Annotated in this window: 16 protein-coding genes and 2 pseudogenes; 8 read left to right on the top strand and 10 right to left on the bottom strand. The window is 62.1% G+C overall.

Annotated features, from left to right (window positions below; all coding sequences use genetic code 11):
* Positions 1 to 371 precede the first annotated feature (371 nt).
* From L1069_RS21800 to L1069_RS21790, 3 genes are read left to right on the top strand one after another with little or no spacing between them, the layout of a single operon-like run.
* Positions 372 to 1,760, top strand: a complete 1,389-nt coding sequence (locus tag L1069_RS21800; protein ID WP_237457028.1) for an aminotransferase — start codon at positions 372 to 374, stop codon at positions 1,758 to 1,760.
* Positions 1,748 to 2,629, top strand: a complete 882-nt coding sequence (gene aguB / locus L1069_RS21795) for an N-carbamoylputrescine amidase (RefSeq protein WP_237457027.1) — start codon at positions 1,748 to 1,750, stop codon at positions 2,627 to 2,629. Before L1069_RS21800 ends, aguB begins: the two co-directional genes overlap by 13 nt.
* Entirely contained in the window at positions 2,626 to 3,087 is a 462-nt protein-coding gene (locus L1069_RS21790; RefSeq protein ID WP_237457026.1) for a GNAT family N-acetyltransferase, read from the top strand. The genes aguB and L1069_RS21790 overlap by 4 nt, the downstream gene beginning before the upstream one ends.
* Positions 3,088 to 3,124: 37 nt before the next feature.
* Here L1069_RS21790 and L1069_RS21785 read toward each other — a convergent pair whose 3' ends face one another.
* From L1069_RS21785 to L1069_RS21770, 4 genes are read right to left on the bottom strand one after another with little or no spacing between them, the layout of a single operon-like run.
* Entirely contained in the window at positions 3,125 to 4,237 is a 1,113-nt protein-coding gene (locus tag L1069_RS21785) for an agmatine deiminase family protein (protein ID WP_237457025.1), read from the bottom strand.
* A 16-nt stretch (positions 4,238 to 4,253) separates the two neighbouring features.
* Entirely contained in the window at positions 4,254 to 5,183 is a 930-nt protein-coding gene (locus L1069_RS21780; protein WP_134830786.1) for an ABC transporter permease, read from the bottom strand.
* Positions 5,180 to 6,187 carry an ABC transporter permease gene (locus L1069_RS21775; RefSeq protein ID WP_237457024.1) on the bottom strand — a complete coding sequence of 336 codons (1,008 nt, stop codon included), beginning with the start codon at positions 6,185 to 6,187 and terminating at the stop codon, positions 5,180 to 5,182. The genes L1069_RS21780 and L1069_RS21775 overlap by 4 nt, the downstream gene beginning before the upstream one ends.
* Before the next feature lie 11 nt (positions 6,188 to 6,198).
* Positions 6,199 to 7,854, bottom strand: a complete 1,656-nt coding sequence (locus tag L1069_RS21770) for an ABC transporter substrate-binding protein (RefSeq protein ID WP_237457023.1) — start codon at positions 7,852 to 7,854, stop codon at positions 6,199 to 6,201.
* 214 nt (positions 7,855 to 8,068) lie between these two features.
* Here L1069_RS21770 and L1069_RS21765 point away from each other — a divergent pair, with 214 nt between their 5' ends.
* Together L1069_RS21765 and L1069_RS21760 are read left to right on the top strand one after the other, a co-directional pair.
* The gene (locus tag L1069_RS21765; RefSeq protein WP_237457022.1) at positions 8,069 to 9,058 is read left to right on the top strand and encodes an ABC transporter ATP-binding protein; all 990 of its coding nucleotides are present in this window, start codon (positions 8,069 to 8,071) and stop codon (positions 9,056 to 9,058) included.
* Positions 9,055 to 10,098 (top strand): oligopeptide/dipeptide ABC transporter ATP-binding protein, encoded by a 1,044-nt coding sequence (locus L1069_RS21760; RefSeq protein WP_237457021.1) that lies wholly within the window; start codon positions 9,055 to 9,057, stop codon positions 10,096 to 10,098. The genes L1069_RS21765 and L1069_RS21760 overlap by 4 nt, the downstream gene beginning before the upstream one ends.
* Here the strand turns inward: L1069_RS21760 and L1069_RS21755 are convergent.
* Positions 10,095 to 10,976, bottom strand: coding sequence for a LysR substrate-binding domain-containing protein (locus L1069_RS21755; protein WP_237457020.1), 882 nt, complete (start codon positions 10,974 to 10,976; stop codon positions 10,095 to 10,097). The two genes, L1069_RS21760 and L1069_RS21755, sit on opposite strands and share 4 nt — an antisense overlap.
* Before the next feature lie 100 nt (positions 10,977 to 11,076).
* On the opposite strand from L1069_RS21755, the gene L1069_RS21750 reads away from it, so the two are divergent.
* Genes L1069_RS21750 through L1069_RS21740 form a run of 3 tightly spaced genes read left to right on the top strand, consistent with a single transcriptional unit; the run spans position 11,077 to position 14,085 of the window.
* The gene (locus tag L1069_RS21750) at positions 11,077 to 12,096 is read left to right on the top strand and encodes an agmatine deiminase family protein (RefSeq protein WP_237457019.1); all 1,020 of its coding nucleotides are present in this window, start codon (positions 11,077 to 11,079) and stop codon (positions 12,094 to 12,096) included.
* Positions 12,093 to 13,154: an agmatine deiminase family protein gene (locus L1069_RS21745; protein ID WP_237457018.1), complete on the top strand. Its 1,062-nt coding sequence runs from the start codon at positions 12,093 to 12,095 to the stop codon at positions 13,152 to 13,154. The genes L1069_RS21750 and L1069_RS21745 overlap by 4 nt, the downstream gene beginning before the upstream one ends.
* Positions 13,155 to 13,203: 49 nt before the next feature.
* On the top strand, positions 13,204 to 14,085 hold the full coding sequence (locus tag L1069_RS21740) for a helix-turn-helix transcriptional regulator (RefSeq protein WP_237457017.1): 882 nt from the start codon (positions 13,204 to 13,206) through the stop codon (positions 14,083 to 14,085).
* A 2-nt stretch (positions 14,086 to 14,087) separates the two neighbouring features.
* Here L1069_RS21740 and L1069_RS21735 read toward each other — a convergent pair whose 3' ends face one another.
* The 5 genes and pseudogenes from L1069_RS21735 to L1069_RS21715 all read right to left on the bottom strand — a co-directional run.
* Positions 14,088 to 15,764 (bottom strand): amidohydrolase, encoded by a 1,677-nt coding sequence (locus L1069_RS21735; protein WP_237457016.1) that lies wholly within the window; start codon positions 15,762 to 15,764, stop codon positions 14,088 to 14,090.
* Entirely contained in the window at positions 15,761 to 16,558 is a 798-nt protein-coding gene (locus tag L1069_RS21730) for a carbon-nitrogen hydrolase family protein (RefSeq protein ID WP_237457015.1), read from the bottom strand. The genes L1069_RS21735 and L1069_RS21730 overlap by 4 nt, the downstream gene beginning before the upstream one ends.
* Complete coding sequence (locus tag L1069_RS21725; RefSeq protein WP_237457014.1) at positions 16,555 to 17,811, bottom strand: Zn-dependent hydrolase; 1,257 nt, start codon at positions 17,809 to 17,811, stop codon at positions 16,555 to 16,557. The genes L1069_RS21730 and L1069_RS21725 overlap by 4 nt, the downstream gene beginning before the upstream one ends.
* 461 nt (positions 17,812 to 18,272) lie before the next feature.
* Positions 18,273 to 18,402: pseudogene (locus L1069_RS21720) on the bottom strand (IS5/IS1182 family transposase); the annotation flags it as partial.
* A gap of 525 nt (positions 18,403 to 18,927) precedes the next feature.
* Positions 18,928 to 19,245 (bottom strand): annotated as a pseudogene (locus L1069_RS21715) (transposase); the annotation flags it as partial.

The following is a 19,245-nucleotide window of genomic DNA, read 5'->3' as shown; positions in this document are numbered from 1 at the left end:
GCAGCGCATTAACTGGTGCGAAGCCGACGTTGGCCGCGGTAAGATCGGCGCTGTTTACTGAATGCCGTCTACCTCAACCCTGCAGTGCGGCCCGGGAAGCTCCAGTTCGTTTCAGACGCTGCATCTATGCTGCACGACCATGATCAACAGCTTCATCTCTCGCAGCTTCCGGACACTCTCAATCCAGAAACACCGCATGGAGCAGGTTATCAGGCGGAGGCATGGCTGACCGGTGCGACATTGGTGATGGCCTGGTTCCTTGGATGGCAACCGGGTTGCCAATACCCACTGCGGGGGACTGTGCCCGCAAGACAACCTGGAAGAAGCTGGGACCCAGCAATGGAAATCCCGCCACATTCAGGAGAGTCCAGATGAGTGTTCCCGAACCGCAGACCGCATGGGCACAGGACCGCGCCCATCTTCTGCACCCCTACACGGATTTTGCCGCCTTTGCCGAAGAAGGCAGCCATGTCATCGAGCGTGCCCAGGGCATGCATGTCATCGATACCGAGGGCAACCGGCTGCTGGACGGCATTGCCGGGCTGTGGTGCGTGAACATCGGCCATGGCCGCGAGGAGATGGCCGAGACCATCGCCAAACAGGTGATGGACATGCAGTATTACAACCCGTTCGGGCACAGCACCAATGTGCCGGCGGCCCAGCTGGGCGCCAAGCTGGCGGAATTGGCGCCGGGGGATCTGAACCACATCTATTACACCTGCGGCGGCTCCACCGCCAATGATGCCGCAGTCCGGCTGGTCCACTATTACTTTGACATGAAGGGCCAGCACCGGAAGAAAAAGATCATCTCGCGGCAGAACGGCTACCATGGCGCCACCTATGTGGCGGCCTCGCTCACCGGCATCCATGGCACCAAATACGGCTTCGACCGGATTGGCGAGGATTTCATCAGCCATATCTCGGAAGCCAATCTCTATGCCAAGCCGGAGGGTTGGAGCGACGGGGAATATTGCGACCATTTGGTGCGCGAGTTCGAAGCCCGCATTCAACAGCTGGGCCCTGACAATGTGGCCGCTTTCATCGCCGAACCGATCATGGGTGCCGGCGGTGTGCTGGTTGCGCCCGCGGGCTACCACAAGCGCATGTATGAAGTCTGCAAGCGCCACGGCATGCTCTATATTGCTGATGAGGTGGTCACCGGCTTTGGCCGTCTGGGGGAGTGGTTCACCTCGGAAACGCTGTATGGCTATACGCCGGACATCCTGGTCTGCGCCAAGGGGCTGACCTCGGGCTACATCCCGCTGGGGGCAGCGCTGATCTCGGATGAGATTTACGGCACCATCGCCAGGCCGCAGTGTGAGGGCGGCGTATTCTCAATGGGGCTGACCTATTTCGGGCATCCCGTAGCCTGCGCGGCGGCGCTCAAGAACATCGAGATCATCGAGCGCGAAGGCATTCTGGATCATGTGCGGACGGTTGGCCCTTATCTTCAGGAAAGCGCCGAATCCCTGCTCAATCTGCCGATTGTGGGCGATGTGCGTGGCAGCCATCTGATGCTGGGCATCGATCTGGTTGCCGACAAGGCAAGCAAGGCCCCGCTCGATCTGTCCGAGCAAGCAGCCAGCAAGGTGTTCAAGGGCTGCATGGAGCGGGGCGTTATCGTGCGCCCGGTTGGCGACCGGCTCGTTCTGTCACCGCCGCTGATCATCAACAGGAAGCAATGCGACCAGCTGATCGGGGCTGTTGCCGGCTCAATCAAGGACTTCATCGAGCCAGGAGTGAATGCATGCGGCAGATAACGCTTGCTGCATCCCAGATGGCCTGCAGCTGGGACATCGACGAAAACATCGCCAAGGCTGAGGCGCTGGTGACCAATGCCGCCGAAGCAGGGGCCCAGGTTATCCTGCTGCAGGAGCTGTTCGAAACGCCCTATTTCTGTCTCGAACAGTCACTAGACCACCTGCAACTCGCCCGGCCGCTCGAGCAAAGCCGGGTGGTGTCGCATTTTGCGTCGCTGGCGCGGAAACTGGGAGTGGTGCTGCCAATCTCCTATTACGAGGAGGCAGGACTGGCGCGCTACAACTCGCTGGCCATCGCCGATGCTGACGGGACCATCCTGACCAACTACCGTAAAACCCATATTCCGCAGGCACCGGGATATGAGGAGAAATTCTATTTCTCGCCGGGCGACAGCGGCTTTCAGGTGGTTGAAACCCGCTTTGGCCGCCTCGGCTGCGGCATCTGCTGGGACCAGTGGTTCCCGGAAACCGCCCGCTGCCTGGCGCTGCAGGGGGCTGAGGTGCTGCTGTTCCCGACCGCCATCGGCACCGAACCGAAGAACCCTGAATTGGACAGCAGCGGCCATTGGCGGCGCACGATGCAGGGCCACGCCGCGGCAAACATGATCCCGGTGGTGGCGTCCAACCGCGTGGGCACCGAACAGGGTGGCGAAACAGCCGGTGTCTTTTACGGCACCTCCTTCATCGCGGGCTATACTGGAGAGATTCTAGCGGACGCCAACCGCACGGAGGAAACCTTCATCACGGCAGCTGTCGATCTGGACACCGCCGCGCGCTACCGCAGCGCCTGGGGGGTGTTCCGGGACCGCAGGCCGCATATGTACGGGGCGCTGCGTACCTTGGACGGCGAAACAGGGGCACTGCGATGACAAACTTGCTGACGATCCGAGCGGTTGAACAAAGCGACCGTGAAAGCTGGGACCGCCTGTGGACCGGCTACCTCACCTTTTACAAGGCTACGCTGCCGGCGCGCATCTACGATAGCAGCTTCGCAAGGCTGCTGTCGGCGGATGCGCGGGAATACAGCGGACTGATTGCTGAACTTAATGGCGAAGCCGTTGGAATCGCCCATTATTTGCTGCACCGCGACATGTGGTCGGTGGAAGATACCTGCTATCTTCAGGATCTGTTTGTCGATCCCCGGGCACGGGGTGCCGGTATCGGGCGGGCTTTGATCGATGAAGTGGCGCGGCGGGGGGCGGCCGAAGGTGCCTCTGTCCTCTACTGGCACACGCAGGAATTCAATCACACTGCACGCAAGCTCTACGACCGGATTGCCGCGCTCACACCTTTCGTGAAGTACGACAAGCCCCTCTCCCGCAACTGAAACAGGGGCCAAGCAATTGGCCCCTTCTTTTTTGCTCTCAAACCGCGGGCACCTGCTGGGTGATGCAATGCACCCCGCCACCGCCGCCGCCGATCATGCGGCCTGAAACGCCCACAACGCGCCGGCCCGGGAAAGCCTCGCGCAGGATGGCGAGGGGCTGGTCATCCTCGCCCTTCCTGCCGGACACAGGAACGATGACAGCGCCATTGCAGATGTAGAAGTTCATGTGAACAACGTCATAGCTGGTCAACGGGATCTCAATAATCTCGAAGCGCCGCCCGTGGACGCCGGTTTCCTGCTGCAGGATGCGCTTGGCATCCTGGGTGATTTCGTAGTTCGGATCGGAGCGGTCATCGGTTGTGTGCAGCAGCACGACGCCCGGCGCGGCAAAGGCTGCCATGCCGTCCACGTGCCCGTCGGTGACCGGGTCTGGGGTGAGGCCGTGAGGCAGCCAGATCACCTTCTGAACACCCAGACCCGCCTTCAGCTCTGCCTCCACCTGGGCTTTGCTCCAGCCAGGATTGCGGTTCTTGTGCAGCAGGCATTCCTCGGTGGTCAGCAGGGTGCCCTGGCCGTCCACCGCCACGGCGCCGCCTTCCAGCACCAGATCGGACGTATACATTGGCAGGCCAAGGTGTGCCGCAAACCGGCCTTTTGCCAGCGTGTCGTGTTTGTAGGGCGGAAACTTGCGGCCCCAGCCGTTGAAGGTAAATCCAGCGATCCGGCGCGCGCCTTGCGCGTTCTGCACAATCATCGGCCCGCTGTCGCGCGACCAGGCATCGTTCAGCGGCATTTCGATCAGGCTGATCTCCGAGGACAACAGCTTTTTCGCCGTTGCCATATCGCGCCGCCGCACTGCCATGGTGACGGGCTCATACTCCGCCACGTTATTGGCCGCCTCCGCCCATTCCTTGCGCGCAGCGTTGAGCTGGTTGGGATACCAGTTCTGCGGCGGCGGGAATTGCATCAGCGTTCGCTCGTGCCGGACCCATTCGGCGGGAAAGGCAAATCCGTCCGCACCCGCGCTGCCCGGAATGATCTCAGCCCCGGTTTTGGCGTAGTTCACAGACCGGGCTGCCGCGGCAGGGTTTGCTGTCAGCGCACCGGATAGCGCCGCCGCCCCGGAGGCGAGAAAGTTTCGTCGGTTCATATCAGGGGTTCCTTGTTCAGATGCCTGCTTCGGACGCGCCAAGCGAAGGGTCGAGGTGGTCGCGCAGGCTATCGCCAAGCAGGTTGAAGCCGATTGCAACCAGGGCAATCGCGCCGCCGGGGAACACCGCCAGCCACCACGAGGCCGGCTGGTGAGTGAGGCTGTCAAAGATCATCGCGCCCCATTCCGGCGTTGGCGGCTGCGCACCCAGCCCAAGGAACGACAGTCCGGATGCCGCCAGGATCACAAAGCCCACGTCGGTGGTGGCTTGGACGATCACCAAGGGCCAGACCATCGGCAGCAGGTCCGAGAAGATCAGCCGCAGGTGCGAGGCACCCATGCAGCGGGCGGCGGCAATGAACTCCTGCTCTTTCAGCGACAGGATGCGGCTGCGGATCAACCGGGCGTACCAGGGCCAGAACACCGCTGACAGGGCAATGGTGGTCGACAGCATCCCGCCGCCAAAGCTGGCGGCAATTGCCGCCGCCAGGATCAGCGCAGGGAATGCCAGGAACAGGTCGGTCACCCGCATCAGGATCTCATCCGCCAGCCCGCCGGCATAGCCCGCAATCAGCCCGAAGCTGGTGCCGATCACCGCAGCAACCGTCAGCACGGCAAAGGACACCGACAGCGAGATCCAGGACCCGGCCACCACCCGCGCCAGCATGTCCCGGCCGATCTTGTCTGTACCCATCCAATGCTCTGCCGAGGGCGGATCAAGCCGCGCGCGGATGTTCATCTTTAGCGGATCAAAGGCAGTGATATGCGTGTCCATTGCATAGGCACCGAAGGCAAGAAGCGAGATCGTCAGAACCAAGGTGACAATTGCCACCGCCAGAGCAGCCTGGCCCGATGAACCGGCAAAACCGGCAACCGGGCGGATGATGCGGCCCAGGGTTTTTGGCAGGCGGGTGCGAGACGGGGGCAAAGAGGTTTCGGCGCTCATGTCAGATCCACCCGCGGGTCGAGGAAGGAATAGCTCAGATCAACCAGGAAGTTGATCAGCGTATAGGCCATCGACACCACCAGGGTGATGGCCATGATGGCGTTATAGTCGGAGGCCGAGATTGCATTGGCGGTGTAGCGGCCCAGCCCCGGCCAGTCGAAGATCAGCTCGATGAACACCGCGCCGGAAATCAGCAGCCCGGTGTTCAGTCCGAAGATGGTGACGATCGGCAGCAGCGCATTGCCAAGCGCATGTTTGAAATAGACCCGGACCGGCGAAATCCCCTTGGCGCGCGCGGTGCGGATGAAATCCTGCGACAGTACCTCCAGAAGCGAGGTCCGCACCACCCGGATAGTGATCGCCATCGACGGGATTGCCAGCACCGCAACCGGCAGGATCATATGGTGCAGTGCGTCGGTGAACAGGTCGAACCGGCCCGCAATCAGGCTGTCGATGGTCATGAAACCGGTGACAAACTCAGGCGCTGCAATCCCGGTGCCAAGCCGTCCGCCAAAGGGCACCAGCCCCAGGGTAGCAAAGAAGATCAGCTGGCAGACCAGCGCAATCCAGAAGTCTGGCACTGACAGGCCCAGAACCGCCACGCTGCGCACGCCGGCATCCGCGGGCCGGCCGCTTTTGACCGCGGCCATAGTGCCCAGCAGCACCCCCAGCACCAATGAGATCAGCCCCGCTGCAAGAACCAATTCCAGCGTTGCCGGGAAAAAGGTTAGAATGTCCTCGGATATAGGCCGCCTGGTAACAACCGAGCGTCCGAAATCGCCCTGCAGCACGTTGCCTGCATAGGCCGCGAATTGCGTGGTGACCGGGTCATCCAGGCCAAGCCGCTCGCGCACCGCAGCCACGGCCTCGGCATCGGCGCGGGCGCCGGCGATCAGGCGCGCGGGATCGCCCGGCAACAGCCGGGCGAGCGCAAAGGTCATCAGCACAACACCTGTCAGCAGAACCAGGGTGGCTGCCGTGCGCCTGAGAATGAAACGCAGCATTCAGACACCCCTCATGACGTGCGCGATAGGTTGTACATATCGAGCGTCGCCACATAGACCGGGTTGTTCTCCAGCCCGGCAATGTCGCTGCGCGATACAAACTGCGACCGCTCCTGCAGAATGGGCAGCCAGGCCGGGTCTTCATTTGTCAGTATGGCGGCAAGGCGCTGGAACTTGGCCGCCATTTCGTCATTTATCACCTGATTGCGCAGCTCGTCGATCAGCGCCGTCGCCTCGGCATTGCCGTAACGCCCGGTATTGCCGTCAAAGGTCGCCGCATCGCCGCTGAACAGCCCCCAGGCAAAGCTGTAGGGATGATCCACATTGGGCCACCAGGAGAAATAGAACAGGTCCGGGCGCTCCTCGGCGGCGCCTTCGCCAAAGAACACGTCGAGATAGGCGGAGAAGGACATTTCCTGCAGTTTGAGGCTGATGCCGATCTCGGACAGCCAGGCTTGCAGCAGCTGGCCTTCAATGTCCCCGAAACCGGAGTAATAGGCCATCGTCAGCTCGGTGCCTTCGGTGATCCCGGCCTCGGCCAGCAGGGCGCGGGCCTTGTCCAGGTCAAACGGCAGCAGCCGGTCCTTGCCGTCCATGCCCTGCATCAGCGATGGAAATACCGAGGTAGGTTTGTCAGCGGTGCCAAGCGCCACTTCCTCGATATAGCTATTATGGTCAAAGGCATGGCAGAGCGCCTGGCGGGCGCGCGGGTCGGCCAGTTTTCCGTCGGTAGCAAAGGCCACATATTGCACGGTGAAGGTCGGTGTATCGCTTACCGCAAACCGCGGGTCATCGCGCAGCACCACCATATCCTCGGGTTCCATCGCCAGGGTCATATCGGCTTCGCCGGTTTCCAGCAGCTGGCGGCGGGTGGCGGAGACCGGAATGGTCTTGGTGATCACCCGGTTGAAATGCGGATGGTCCCAGCCGCCGCGGAAATCTGTATTGGCGGCAAAGGTTGCATCCTGACCGGGGTTAAGGCTTTCCAGCGTATACGGGCCGGTGCCCACCGGATTGGCCTGCAGGTATTGCGACCCCATGTCATCATCACCCTTGGAATGCGCCTCGGCCGCGGTGGGGCTGGCGATCCAGAACCCGTATTGCGAAGACACCTGGCGGTCGAAGAACGGGCGCGGCTCGCCCAGGTCAAAGCGGATGGTTTTGGCATCCACCACCACGATCTGGCTGTCCGGGTCATCCAGCTGCCAGGTGCCGGCCAGCCCGGCGGGATGCAGCACCAGACGGGTGACCGCTTTTTTCACCGCTGCGGCATCGCAGGCGGTGCCATCGTGGAACATCACCCCCTCGGCCAGGGTAAAGGTCCAGCTGCTGGCGTCTTCGCTGGCCTCCCAGGAGGCCGCCAGCGCCGGTGCCGCCTTCAGCGTATCGGTGCCGTCCAGCACGGTCAGCGTTTCATAGACCGGGCGCAGCCCATAGGCCCATTCGATATTGGTCGCCGGGTCAAGGTTTTCGACCGTCGCATCCACCAGCACCACCAGAGCATTGGGATCGCGGGCGCCAAGGCCAGGTGGAACCGCAGAACCCGCGGCCCAGGCCACCGTATCCGGCGCCGCTGCCAACGCGGCAAAGGCACAGCTGCCGGCCAGAAAGGACCGGCGCGGCAGATGGAATTGCGGTGTGTTCGGGCGTTTGCGCGGATGGCTCATGTTCAGCTCCCTATGTTGTCAGGAAATCTGCGCCTCGGCCAATCAGGGAGCCGCTTTCCGTTTCCTTGCTCTTAAACTCCCAAAATAGTGCTGTTCCTGTCGATACCACCTATGGGGCACAGCCACCTGAAGCTGATGGGCTATAGTAATTTGCAATGCCCCGGTTCTCTCTGTGTGCCGGGGACACCCTGGCAAAAAGGATGTTGCGCGCGCCATGGCACTATTGGACGTCACGGATCTGAAAGTTAGCATCAAGGCAGGCGATCGGACGGCAGCAATTGTCGCCCCCCTTAGCCTGCGCCTTGCAAGGGGCAAATGCCTGGGCATCGTGGGTGAAAGCGGCTCCGGCAAAAGCACTGCGGCGATGGCCATTATGGGGCTGCTGGCTGATGGGCCTTTGCAGGTCTCCGGGCAGATCCTGTTCGATGGCGCCGATCTGGCCCAGCTGCCCGCAGCGGAGTTCCGCAAACTGCAGGGCACCGGCATTGCGATGATCTTCCAGGACCCGATGAGCAGCCTGAACCCGGTGATGCGGATCGGCGATCAGATTGTGGAATGTCTGCAGGCGCACCGGCGCCTGACCAAAGCCGAGGCCCGCCGCAAGGCCATAGAGGCGCTGTCACGGGTCGGAATGCCGGACCCCGAAGGCATGATGGCCCGCTATCCGCATCAGTTGAGCGGCGGCCAGCGCCAGCGTGTCATGATCGCGATGGCCATTGTTTTTGAACCCAAGCTGCTGATCGCAGACGAGCCGACCACCGCGCTTGATCTGACGATCCAGGCGCAAATTCTGCAACTCCTCAAAAAACTCTCACAGGATCTGAACATCGCGCTGGTGCTGATCACCCACGATCTGGGGGTGGTCGCCGGAATGGCCGATGAGGTGATCGTGCTTTATTCCGGGCGCGGCGTGGAGCGCGGACCCACTGCTGAGGTACTGGAAAACCCGCAGCATCCCTATACGCAAGGATTGCTGGGGGCGCATCCGTCAATGGACGGCGAGCACGCCCGGCTGACGCCCATTCCCGGAACCCCGCCGGCGATCTGGCAGCGGCCCTCGGGCTGTGCCTTCCGCGACCGCTGCCCGGCAGCATTTGACACCTGCGCCCTGGTTGAACCGCAACCCGTTGCAATGCCGCAGCAGGCGCATAAGGTCGCCTGCCTGCTGCACGCCACCCTTTCCCAGGCAAAGGAAACCGCATGAGGCCGACACCGTCCCCGGCGCTTGAGATCAACAATCTTGCCGTCGAATTCCGTGCCTCCGGCAGCCGGGCGCTGTTTGAGAAACCCGCAACCTTCAAGGCGCTCAGCGATGTAACCCTGGAGATCCGGCAGGGCGAGGTGCTGGGCCTGATTGGTGAATCCGGCAGCGGCAAGACCACGCTGGGCAAGGCCATCGTCGGCCTCACCGGAACCTCTGCAGGCGGCATTCAAGTCAACGGCCAGCATATTGATCCTTCCTGTTCACCAGAGCGGCTCACTCTCGCGCGGCGGGTTCAGATGGTGTTCCAGGATCCCTATGCCTCGCTGCATCCCAGAAAGACCATCGGACGCATTCTGTCGGAACCGTTCAGGATCCAGCAAACCGCCTCGGGCCCTGAGCTCCAGTCCCGCGTCCGGGCGCTGCTGCGGCGCGTCGGGCTGAGCCCGGACCATGCGGCGCGCTATCCCCAGCAGTTCAGCGGTGGTCAGCGCCAGCGCATCGCCATCGCAAGGGCGATTGCCAATGATCCGCCGGTGATCATCGCAGACGAGCCGGTCAGTGCCCTGGATGTATCGGTGCAGGCGCAGATACTGAATCTGCTGGACGATTTGCGTGCCGAACAAAACATGGCGATGCTGTTTATCAGCCATGATTTGTCGGTGGTGCGGCACCTGTGCCAGCGTATTGCGGTGATGTATCTGGGCCGGATTGTCGAGATCGGTCCGTCAAAGCAGATGTCCGCCGCTCCAGCGCATCCCTATACAACGGCCCTCTTGTCGGCAGCGCCGCGGGTCAAGGCCAGGAACCGGGCACAGGCCGCGCCGATCGTGCTGTCCGGCGACGTCCCCTCACACGCCGCCATCCCCGCCGGCTGCCCCTTCCACACCCGCTGCTGGCTGTATGAGCAGAAGGGCTGCCCGGCCCGCTGCCGGACCGAAGTGCCGCAGCTGGAAACGCGGGCTGGTGGACGCCAGTCGGCCTGCTTTTTCCCGGATGAGGCGGCCAGACCGGCACCGCCCCCTTCGGCAGCCGGCCGCTAACTGCCGCCGGTTTCCGCGAGCATCCAATCCCATAGCGCCCGGACCGCAGTGCGCTTCAGATTGCGTTCCAGCGTCACAAGGCGGTATTGGCCGCCGCCGCGCAGGCTGACAGGGCTTAGCACCTGCAGCCTGCCCGCGCGGACCAGCGGCCGCGCCAGCGTCCTGTCGCACAGGCACATCCCCAGCCCGCGCGTGGCGGCATCAACTGCCAGCGCGGTATCGGAGAAGTTCAGCCCCTTGGCGCAATCCGCCCGCTCCAGCCCGGCTGCCAGGAACCAGCTCTGCCAGTCATCGGGGTGTTCGTCATGGATCAGGGGGGCTTCGCCCATGCGGTTCTGAAAATCCGCCGCCAGACCGGGGCTCGCCAGCGCAATGCGTTCTTCGCGCAAAAATGGCGCCGCGGCAAAGCCTTCACCAATCGGCGCCTCTGTTGTCAGCGTGATGTCAAATTCGGATTCGGTGAGATCGACGTCGTGGCTGCCGGTATAAAGCCAAGGGTCCACATCGGGATGGCTGCCGCGCAACCGCGCCAGCCGGGGCGCCAGCCAGAGCGCCCCGAAAGCAGACGGCATGTGGATGACCACCGAACCGGGCTTGGAATAGGCGTCCAGCCGCCGCACCCCCAGCCGCACCGTCTCCAGCGCCTCCTGGGCAGAGACCATCAGGTCGCGGCCGGCGTCTGTCAGTTCCACCCGCCGGCTGATGCGCAGGAACAGCGGTTGCTGCAGATGAGTCTCCAGCGTCCGGATCTGATGCGACACTGCCGATTGCGTCATGTTCAGCTCTTCCGCCGCCAGCGAGAAACTGCCGAGCCGGGCCGCGGCTTCGAACCCGATCAGGGCGCCCAGCGGCGGTAAGGGGCGATAGGGGTTATTCATTAAAATATCTCATCCTAACCCGCAGAAATCCGCGTTTGTGCATTACATATTCTCACATTTAGACTGGTCGGACAACATTTCCTGCATAATGGAGCCCTTCATGTCCGACCAGCAAACACCAAAATCCGCGGGCTTCCGCATGCCCGCTGAATGGGCGCCGCACCAGCGCACCTGGATGATGTGGCCGACGAGGGAAGGGTTCTGGCCCGATATGCAAGAGACCCGCCGCAACTACGCCGCCGTGGCCCGCGCCATCCGCGAATTCGAACCGCTGACCATGCTGGTCCGCCCCGAAGATGCGGCAGAAGCAAAGTCGCTGCTGGGGTCGGATATCGACGTCCTTACCAACCCGATCGACGACAGCTGGGCGCGCGATGCCGGCCCCTGTTTCCTGACCGATGGCAAGGGCGGCCGCGCCGGCGTGTCCTTTGGCTTCAACGCCTGGGGCGGCAAGTACCAGCCGTTTGATGGCGATAATGCCGCTGCGGATGCGATCCTGAACGCCGCCGGTGTGCCAATCTTCCACTCCGGTCTGATCGCCGAAGGCGGCGGCGTCTCTGTCGATGGCGAAGGCACCATCCTGACCACCGAGAGCTGCTTTCCCAATGCCAACCGCAATCCTGGCTGGAGCCGCAGCCGCATCGAGGAAGAGCTGAAAGCCATGCTTGGCGGTGACAAGGTGATCTGGCTGCCAGGCAATGTGGAGGAAACCGAAACCGACGGCCATGTCGACGGCATCGCAACCTTTGTCGCACCGGGCGTGGTGCTGATCGAGGCGGAAGGCCCCGCTGATCACGATTGGCACGGTATCAATCTGGCCAATATCAGCGCGATAGAAGACCAGACCGACGCCAAGGGCCGCAGCCTCAGGCTGGTGAAGATCCCCGATGCCGCCAGCGCGGTCTCGGACGACCCGAGGTTCTGCCGCTCCTACGTCAATTCCTACATCTGCAACGGCGGTGTGGTGATGCCTGAATACGGGATCCGCGAGGACGGGCTGGTGCGCGAAACCTTCGAAGAACTCTTCCCCGGCCGCCGGGTGGCGCAAGTGCCGATCCCTGCCATCGCCATTGGCGGCGGCGGCATTCATTGTATTACCCAGCAGGAGCCCGCAGCATGAACATGCTTACCTCAACAGACCTGACCGCAGCCCTTGCCAGCGGCAAGAGCCCCGGAGAACTGGGCTTTGTCATGCCGATCGAAACTGCGCATCATACCGCCTGCTGGATGACCTGGCCCTGGGACGGCCACGAAGACAACTGGGGCAGCGGCCTGGCTGCCGCGCAGGAGAATTTTGTGCGGGTCGCAACTGCGATCTTAAGATTTGAGCCGGTCCGGGTTGCCGCGCATCCCGATCACGCCAGCATTGCGCGCCGTCTGCTGCCGCCTCAGGCCGATGTCGTACCGCTGGCGCAGAATGATCACTGGTTCCGCGATACCGGCCCGCTATTCGTGACGGATGGCAACGGGCGGACCATCGGATCCAATCTGATTTTCAACTGCTGGGGCGAAAAGTTCCCGGATTACGAGCTTGATGCAGGCATCGGTGCCGCACTGGTACGCCACCTCAACCTGCCGCTGTTCCAGTCCCCCTTGACCGGCGAAGGCGGCGGCTTGCATGTGGACGGCCGCGGCACCGTCATCACGACGGAGACTTGCTTTCTCAATCGCAACCGTAATCCGGGCATGACCAAGGCGGATGTGGAACGCGAACTGTTCCATGCCATCGGCGCCCGCAAGGTCATCTGGCTGCCGGGCGACGAGGAGGAATGGATCACCGACGGCCATATCGACGGCATGCTGACCTTCACTGCGCCGGGCAAGCTGATGTTCGAGTGCAACCCGGACCCGGCAAACCCGCGCCACAGGGTCTGTGAGGAAAACCTGAAAGCCCTGCGCGGCCAGACCGATGCCGATGGCCGGGAGATAGAGATCGGGCTGATCGACGAGGCCTATATGGTCGAACCCGAAACCGACACGACGGCCCTGTCTTATGTGAACGCCTATATCGCAAACGGCGGCGTGGTAGTCCCATCGTTCGGCACGCCCACTGATGCAGCAGCGCAGGAAATCTTCGCCAAGGCTTTTCCCGGCCGCGAGATCCTGGCGGTGGATATGCGCGGGATCTGCCATGCCGGCGGCGGCATCCACTGCATGACACAGCAGCAGCCGGCCTAGATGCCGGCAGGCGGTCAAGGTTATTCTGATTTGAACGTTGGGAATCACTATGTTTGACGCAAGGACGATGATGCAAAGCTCCAACAGAACAGGTGAGTCTGGCTGCCTTGCAGGCCTTGCCCGGGCCATCGAGCTTGCCGGGCAGGACGGGTTCCTGGCCGCCCTCGCAGACCTGTGCCAATCGGCATCAGGATATGACAGCACCTTCATTGCAGCCTTTTTCCCGGATCACCCGCCGATGGAGCTGTTCGACAACCTGTCGGATGAATACAGTGCCGCGACGATCAAGCCCTATCTGGATTTCGCCTATTTCCTCGACCCTTTTTATAATCTCTTCCAGCAGGGGATCGGGGACCGCGTGGTTACGCTTGGCGAATGCGCACCTGATGATTTCATGTGGTCAGAATACTACCAGACCTTCTATGCAGACACCGGTCTGTTTGACGAAACCAGCGTGTTCGTTGCCTTCGGGAACGGTGCTGCTGCGGTGATCTCGCTGGGCAGCAGGGAGGAAGGCTTCCAGTTTGGTCCGGATCAAAGGGCCGCGCTTGCCGGGCTGCTGCCCTGCATTGCGGCGCTGTGCCGCCGCCATTGGCCTGCGCTGGACCCCAATTCTCTGGCCGGCAGCGGCCGCATGGGGTTGCATCTGAAAAAGTCCTTTGACCGCTTTGCCACCTCGACGCTGAGCGGTCGTGAGGTTGAAATCGTGCAGCTGATCCTTAAGGGGCATTCCTCGAAGTCGATTGCACGCGAGCTGGGCAACAGCCCGGAAACCGTCAAGGTTCACCGCAAGCGCATTCACAACAAGCTGGGTATCACCTCGCAGGGCGAACTTTTCTCGCTGTTTCTCGAGGCATTGACCAAGGCACCGGCCAATGCCACCGAAGACCCGCTCAGCTACCTCGACAGGCCAGTGAGCGGGCAGCTCTGAGCTCATTCAGCGAACAGCCCCGCGTTGTCGAAGACCGCTTCGCCCTGCAGCAGGGTCGCCTCAACGGCAACGCTGCTGATCTGGTTGGCCGGGATCTTCAGGATGTCTTTACTGAGCACCACCAGATCCGCAAATTTGCCAACCTCGATGGAGCCGGTCCGGTCTGCGTGGCGCAGGGCAATGGCCGGGTTGATGGTCATCGCCGCGATGGCGGCGGCGACATCGGGCAGGCCGTTGTGCCTGCGGCTGACCGCGGTTTCGATCTTGATCAGCGGATTCAACTCGTCCGCGTCCCAGTCACTTGACAGCGTAACTGTCGCTCCGGCTTCCAGCAGTGCCCCGGCAGGCAGCAGCCGATCGGTGCGTTCGCCGATGAACTCTGCCATGAAGGCCTGGTAGTCCTCGGCGACCGCGCTGGGAGCCAGTTGCAAATCAGCAATGGCGCCAAGCTCGGCAAAGCGGGGGTAATCAGCAGGGTCGGCAAGGTAAAGATGGGTCAGCCGATGCGGTCCAGATTCCGGCGCGGCCTGGGCAATCGCGTCCAGCGCCAGCCGCGCGCCGTAATCCCCGGTCACATGGAAATGCAGCTGAAAGCCGGTTGCGGCAAGTTCCCGCGCGGCGCGCATCAGCTCGTCTTTCTCGAAATAGAGATACCCGTATTCCGCGCCGTCCTGCAGGTCCAGCCCTGCTTCATAAGGTTCCAGCAAGGCGCCGGTGGCCTGACTCAGAATGCCGTCGACATAGATCTTGGCGGCGTTGAAGCGCACCAGCCGGTCCGGGTCGTTGTGGTAGAGGGTCTTGATCTCCGCGATTTGCGCGTCCAACGGCCGGTCAGGATAAATGTAAAAGGCGTTCGAGGCCCGCAGGGGCAGCTCACCCGCTTCCTCGGCCCAATCCCACACCTTGTGATGGCCCTGCGGCCAATATCCGCCTGCATCGCTGATCGAAGTGATCCCGTTGGCATTCAGTTCTGCTGCTGCGTTCAGCAGGCTGTCATAGGCAAAGTCCAAGTTCTCCTGAGTTGGCGGGAAGGCAAGTGTGCGCAGGTTGTGCGGTGCGTTTTCCAGCACCACCCCGTTGGGCCGCCCATCAGCCCCGCGCAGGATGATATTGCCGTTGGCCGCATCCTTGGCCGTGTCATATCCCGCTGCCTGCAGCGCCAGGGAATTGGCCCAGGCGCCATGGCCGATGTCGTCGAGGATCATCACCGGGCGGTCCGGCGAGATTTCGTCAAGTACCGTAACCGGGTTGCTGTGCAATTCCAGCAGGTTGACCATATTCACTCCGGCCCCCAGCACCCAGACACCAGTATCGCCGTTTTCGGCGCAGCCTTGTACCGTGGCCTTGTAGCCCGCAAGCGTGTCGAAGGCTTCGAACGGGCAGAGAACCGCATTCACCCCGGCCTCTACCGCATGCAGGTGGATGTCCTGGAACCCCGGCAGCACCATTCGCCCGCCCAGATCCACAATCTCCGGGTCTTCATCTGCGGCAGCCAGTACCTCAGCCTCGCTGCCAACGGCGGTAATGATGCCGTCTTCATCAATGGCAAGCGCCTCGGCCCTGCTGCGCGCCTCATCCACCGTGTAAATGGAGGCATTGGTCAGCACCAGACTGTCCGCATTTGCGGCACCGCCTGCCAAAAGGGCCCACCCCGCCGCAACTGCGCAGAGATGTTTCATGTCGCACCTTTCTGTTTCTTGATTTTGTCAAACACATACCGGGGGTAGGTGGCCTTTGCATCCCGTGCGGCACCGGCGCTGACTGACACCGTGGCATAGGGCTGCTCCTCGCTGGTCACCGCGAGAATTTCGCCGTCCGGATCCACCGCCACGGAAAGCCCCTCAAAAGCAAAACTTCCTGCCGGATAGGCAAAATTCGAAGACAGGACATAACAGCCGGTCCGCACCGCCAAGGCGCGGGCGCCGGAGACCCAGATATCGCTGCCCAGATCCGGGCTTGCGCGGGGCACCAGAAGCACTTCTGCCCCCGCCTGCGACAGGCGGCAGCCATGCGCCGGGTCCCAAAGCTCGGTGCAGATGGCAAAACCGATCCGCAGCCCGTTCCAATCCAGCGGCGCCGTTTGCTGCGCACCCGCTCCATACCAGCGGCTCTCCCAATAACCGTCTTCCTCCGGCAGGGCCGCTTTTTCGTGCCGCACGGCGGCGAACTGGCTGTCATGCCACAGGAAAGCACGGTTTCTGGGCTGGCCGCCTGCATTCAGGACCGGCCGCGATCCCGCCAAACCCGTTCCCAGCTGCTCACCAAGTTCATCCAAACCGCTCTCGTGGTCATGGACAGACTGTTCCCACAGCGCCGCGTCACGTTCCGGACTGATGGCCAGCCAAGCGCTCAGCGGCATTTCCGGCAGCAGCACAAGGTCGCTCTGCTCTGCCGCCGCATGGTCGGCCAATGCGTCCGCTTGCGCCGCCCTTGCCTGCGGCCGCGGATCCCAATCGGCAATGGTGATCCTCATGCCGTGCCCCCCGCCAATGCCTGCACACCCGCTGCTTGCAGCGCGACATCCAGCAGCACGTTCGCACCGGCCTCGACATGTTCCGGTGCCGTGTATTCCCGCTCGTTGTGGCTGATGCCATCACGGCAGGGCACAAAGATCATCGTTGCGGGTACCAGTTTGGCAAGATGGAACGCATCATGCCCGGCTCCGGAGACCATATCCCGGGAGGGATAGCCCCGCGCTGCAGCACCGGTTCGCACCGCTTCAATCAATTGCGGATCGAAAGACACCACAGGCGAGTGCCAGATCTGCTCAAGACGAATATCCACGCCCTCGGCCGCGGCATTCAATCGCGCAATACCCTCGGCCAACGCGCCATGCATGTGCTCCAGCGCGGCCTCGCCGGGGTGGCGCAAATCGACCGACAGGCAAACCTGACCTGGCATTACATTGATCGAACCCGGCAGCGTTTCGATTTTTCCGATGGTCGCGCGGGCATCCGGATCCGTCAGGCCACTCCGGTAAACAAGCTCCATCACTGCTGCCAGATGCCGCACCGGATCGCGCCGCATCGCCATGGGCATCGGACCTGCGTGGGTCTCTTCGCCGCTCAGTGTCAGGGTATACCAGCGGATTGCCTGTCCGCCGGTGACTACACCGATGGTCTTCTCCTCCTGCTCAAGGATCGGCCCCTGCTCGATATGCAGTTCCAGATAGCTGCCGGTTGCGCGGTTTCCCGGCTCCATACCGCTTTCGTAGCCAAATCGTTTGAGTTCCTGCGCAACCGGGATGCCGGATGCGTCGGTCGCCTCCAGTGCCTTTGCAAGGGGATGCACACCGCAATGAACGCCCGAGCCCATCATGGCGGGCTGAAACCGGGCGCCTTCCTCGTTGGTCCACACGGCAACCTCTACCGGCGTTACTGTTGCAATGCCGAGATCTTCAAGCGTTTCCAGCACTTCCAATCCGGCCAGCACCCCCAGCACGCCGTCGAACCGGCCGCCATTGGGCTGCGTGTCCAGGTGGCTGCCGATGACAACCGGAGGCGCTGCCGGGTTCCGGCCCGCACGGCGGACGAACAGGTTGCCGATCTTGTCGAAGACCGGTGCAAAGCCGCGGTTTTTGCACCATGCAAGAAACAGCTCGCGGCCGTCCTCGTCATCCTGGCTGAGCGACAGCCGGTGCGAACCGCCGTTTGTTGTGGAACCGATTTCGGCCATGTCCATTAGCCGGGACCAAAGCCGCGTTCCGTCTACCGAATAACCTGTCATCGAACGCTCCTTCAAAGCTTCGCGAAATACCCGCATGATCCCCGCCGGGGCAGCTTCCCGGTAGTCCCCCATCTGTGGGACTGGCGAACCGCCCCCAGTATCGTGGTGCATTTGGTGCCGCTTTTGGCAGTCCTCTTCAGGCTGGCAGTGGTTGCACGCACAGGCTGCATAGAGGGCAGATTGGCACTGGACTTACGGGCTGCCCGGAAACTGCGCCGTAGGGAAGGGTGACGGGTGACTTTGGTTGACCGGAATATGACCCACGTCCGGGAACTGCTTATTTTCGATGTTGCAGATCACTGGGGTGTCCCTCCAAAGGGGCTGCAATGAGCGTGAAGGCGAAGATGCCGAAGCGAACCGAATGGGGCGGCTTCCCGGGCAAAATTTCTGGCTACTGCAGCCGGGAGATTGCATGGGGCTGAAGTTTTCCGTGGCTTCGACCTTCCCATGTTATTAGGTAATGTAGATAATAGGCGCACCCAAAACCGGATGAACGTGGTGTCTATGAAACCAAGGAAGCTCTTAGCGGTCTTGTCGTAGCCTATGGCGCGCATTCTTGAGCTTGTTGAAGCACCGCTCGACGAGATTGCGCGGGACTATCCTGAATTTTGTGCCCTGGCGTGGTAGCTCAATTTTCAAGAGACCCACGTATGAGCATAGACAAAGACCTGTTGGGCCGGCTGATGGAAGGGTGTTCGCCGGGCGACCTTTTCGGCAAGGAGGGTATGCATGCAATGACACGGGCCGCTGGCTACCGGAAACAGACCTGCCAACAGGCAAGCTGCTGCTTCTGCTGCGGATCGCCACGGCCTTCGGCTCCCCGGCTGCGGTGGGCGTGTAGCTTACCCGTGGCGCCGTGCTGATCCTGCGCAACATTCCTCCCTGCGGGTTTTCAAGCGCGGAAAGTCTCCTTAACCACGCCCTGCTGCCGCCGGGCTTTTCAGTGTAGCGGCCGCAGGCGGAACAATAGAACGGGATGTTCCCCCGAATGCGATTCTGGAAACGGATTTCGACCGCCAGCTCTGCATCCACATGACCGGCCGGGCGGCGGAGCGGCTCGTCTTGGTCACATCGGTGTCCGGTATGATAAGTGTGATGCTCACCGATCATCTGAGCCCGGCCGGCTTTGATCTTCCCCAGGCTTGCGCTGATGGCCATGCGCTGACCACTGACAGGCCCTCTTTGATGCATCGCGCGACGGTCGTCTCGAACAGGTGCCGCAGCAGTTCGCTATCGCGGAAACGCCCGCGCCGGTTCTTAGAGAAGGTCGAGTGGTCAGGGACCCGGTCGCTCAGATCAAGGCGGCAAAACCAGCGATAGGCCAGGTTCAGATCAACCTCCTCGCAAAGGCGTCGTTCTGATCGGATACCGAAGCAATAATCGTCGAGGATCGTGGACAGGTAGAACCAGCCCCAGCCGATGACCTTCAGGTAA

Source organism: Leisingera sp. MMG026 (assembly GCF_021654205.1).
In the GTDB taxonomy this organism is placed as follows: Bacteria; Pseudomonadota; Alphaproteobacteria; order Rhodobacterales; family Rhodobacteraceae; genus Leisingera.
Note: the sequence above shows the minus strand (reverse complement) of the source record. Positions and strands in the feature narration are given on the sequence as shown.

What these genes read in the sequence shown, in the direction of transcription:
- L1069_RS21800 (WP_237457028.1), top strand. Translation starts at nt 372, where the DNA reads ATGAGTGTTCCCGAACCGCAGACCGCATGGGCACAGGACCGCGCCCAT.
- aguB (WP_237457027.1), top strand. Translation starts at nt 1,748, where the DNA reads ATGCGGCAGATAACGCTTGCTGCATCCCAGATGGCCTGCAGCTGGGAC.
- L1069_RS21790 (WP_237457026.1), top strand. Translation starts at nt 2,626, where the DNA reads ATGACAAACTTGCTGACGATCCGAGCGGTTGAACAAAGCGACCGTGAA.
- L1069_RS21785 (WP_237457025.1), bottom strand. Translation starts at nt 4,237, where the DNA reads ATGAACCGACGAAACTTTCTCGCCTCCGGGGCGGCGGCGCTATCCGGT.
- L1069_RS21780 (WP_134830786.1), bottom strand. Translation starts at nt 5,183, where the DNA reads ATGAGCGCCGAAACCTCTTTGCCCCCGTCTCGCACCCGCCTGCCAAAA.
- L1069_RS21775 (WP_237457024.1), bottom strand. Translation starts at nt 6,187, where the DNA reads ATGCTGCGTTTCATTCTCAGGCGCACGGCAGCCACCCTGGTTCTGCTG.
- L1069_RS21770 (WP_237457023.1), bottom strand. Translation starts at nt 7,854, where the DNA reads ATGAGCCATCCGCGCAAACGCCCGAACACACCGCAATTCCATCTGCCG.
- L1069_RS21765 (WP_237457022.1), top strand. Translation starts at nt 8,069, where the DNA reads ATGGCACTATTGGACGTCACGGATCTGAAAGTTAGCATCAAGGCAGGC.
- L1069_RS21760 (WP_237457021.1), top strand. Translation starts at nt 9,055, where the DNA reads ATGAGGCCGACACCGTCCCCGGCGCTTGAGATCAACAATCTTGCCGTC.
- L1069_RS21755 (WP_237457020.1), bottom strand. Translation starts at nt 10,976, where the DNA reads ATGAATAACCCCTATCGCCCCTTACCGCCGCTGGGCGCCCTGATCGGG.
- L1069_RS21750 (WP_237457019.1), top strand. Translation starts at nt 11,077, where the DNA reads ATGTCCGACCAGCAAACACCAAAATCCGCGGGCTTCCGCATGCCCGCT.
- L1069_RS21745 (WP_237457018.1), top strand. Translation starts at nt 12,093, where the DNA reads ATGAACATGCTTACCTCAACAGACCTGACCGCAGCCCTTGCCAGCGGC.
- L1069_RS21740 (WP_237457017.1), top strand. Translation starts at nt 13,204, where the DNA reads ATGTTTGACGCAAGGACGATGATGCAAAGCTCCAACAGAACAGGTGAG.
- L1069_RS21735 (WP_237457016.1), bottom strand. Translation starts at nt 15,764, where the DNA reads ATGAAACATCTCTGCGCAGTTGCGGCGGGGTGGGCCCTTTTGGCAGGC.
- L1069_RS21730 (WP_237457015.1), bottom strand. Translation starts at nt 16,558, where the DNA reads ATGAGGATCACCATTGCCGATTGGGATCCGCGGCCGCAGGCAAGGGCG.
- L1069_RS21725 (WP_237457014.1), bottom strand. Translation starts at nt 17,811, where the DNA reads ATGACAGGTTATTCGGTAGACGGAACGCGGCTTTGGTCCCGGCTAATG.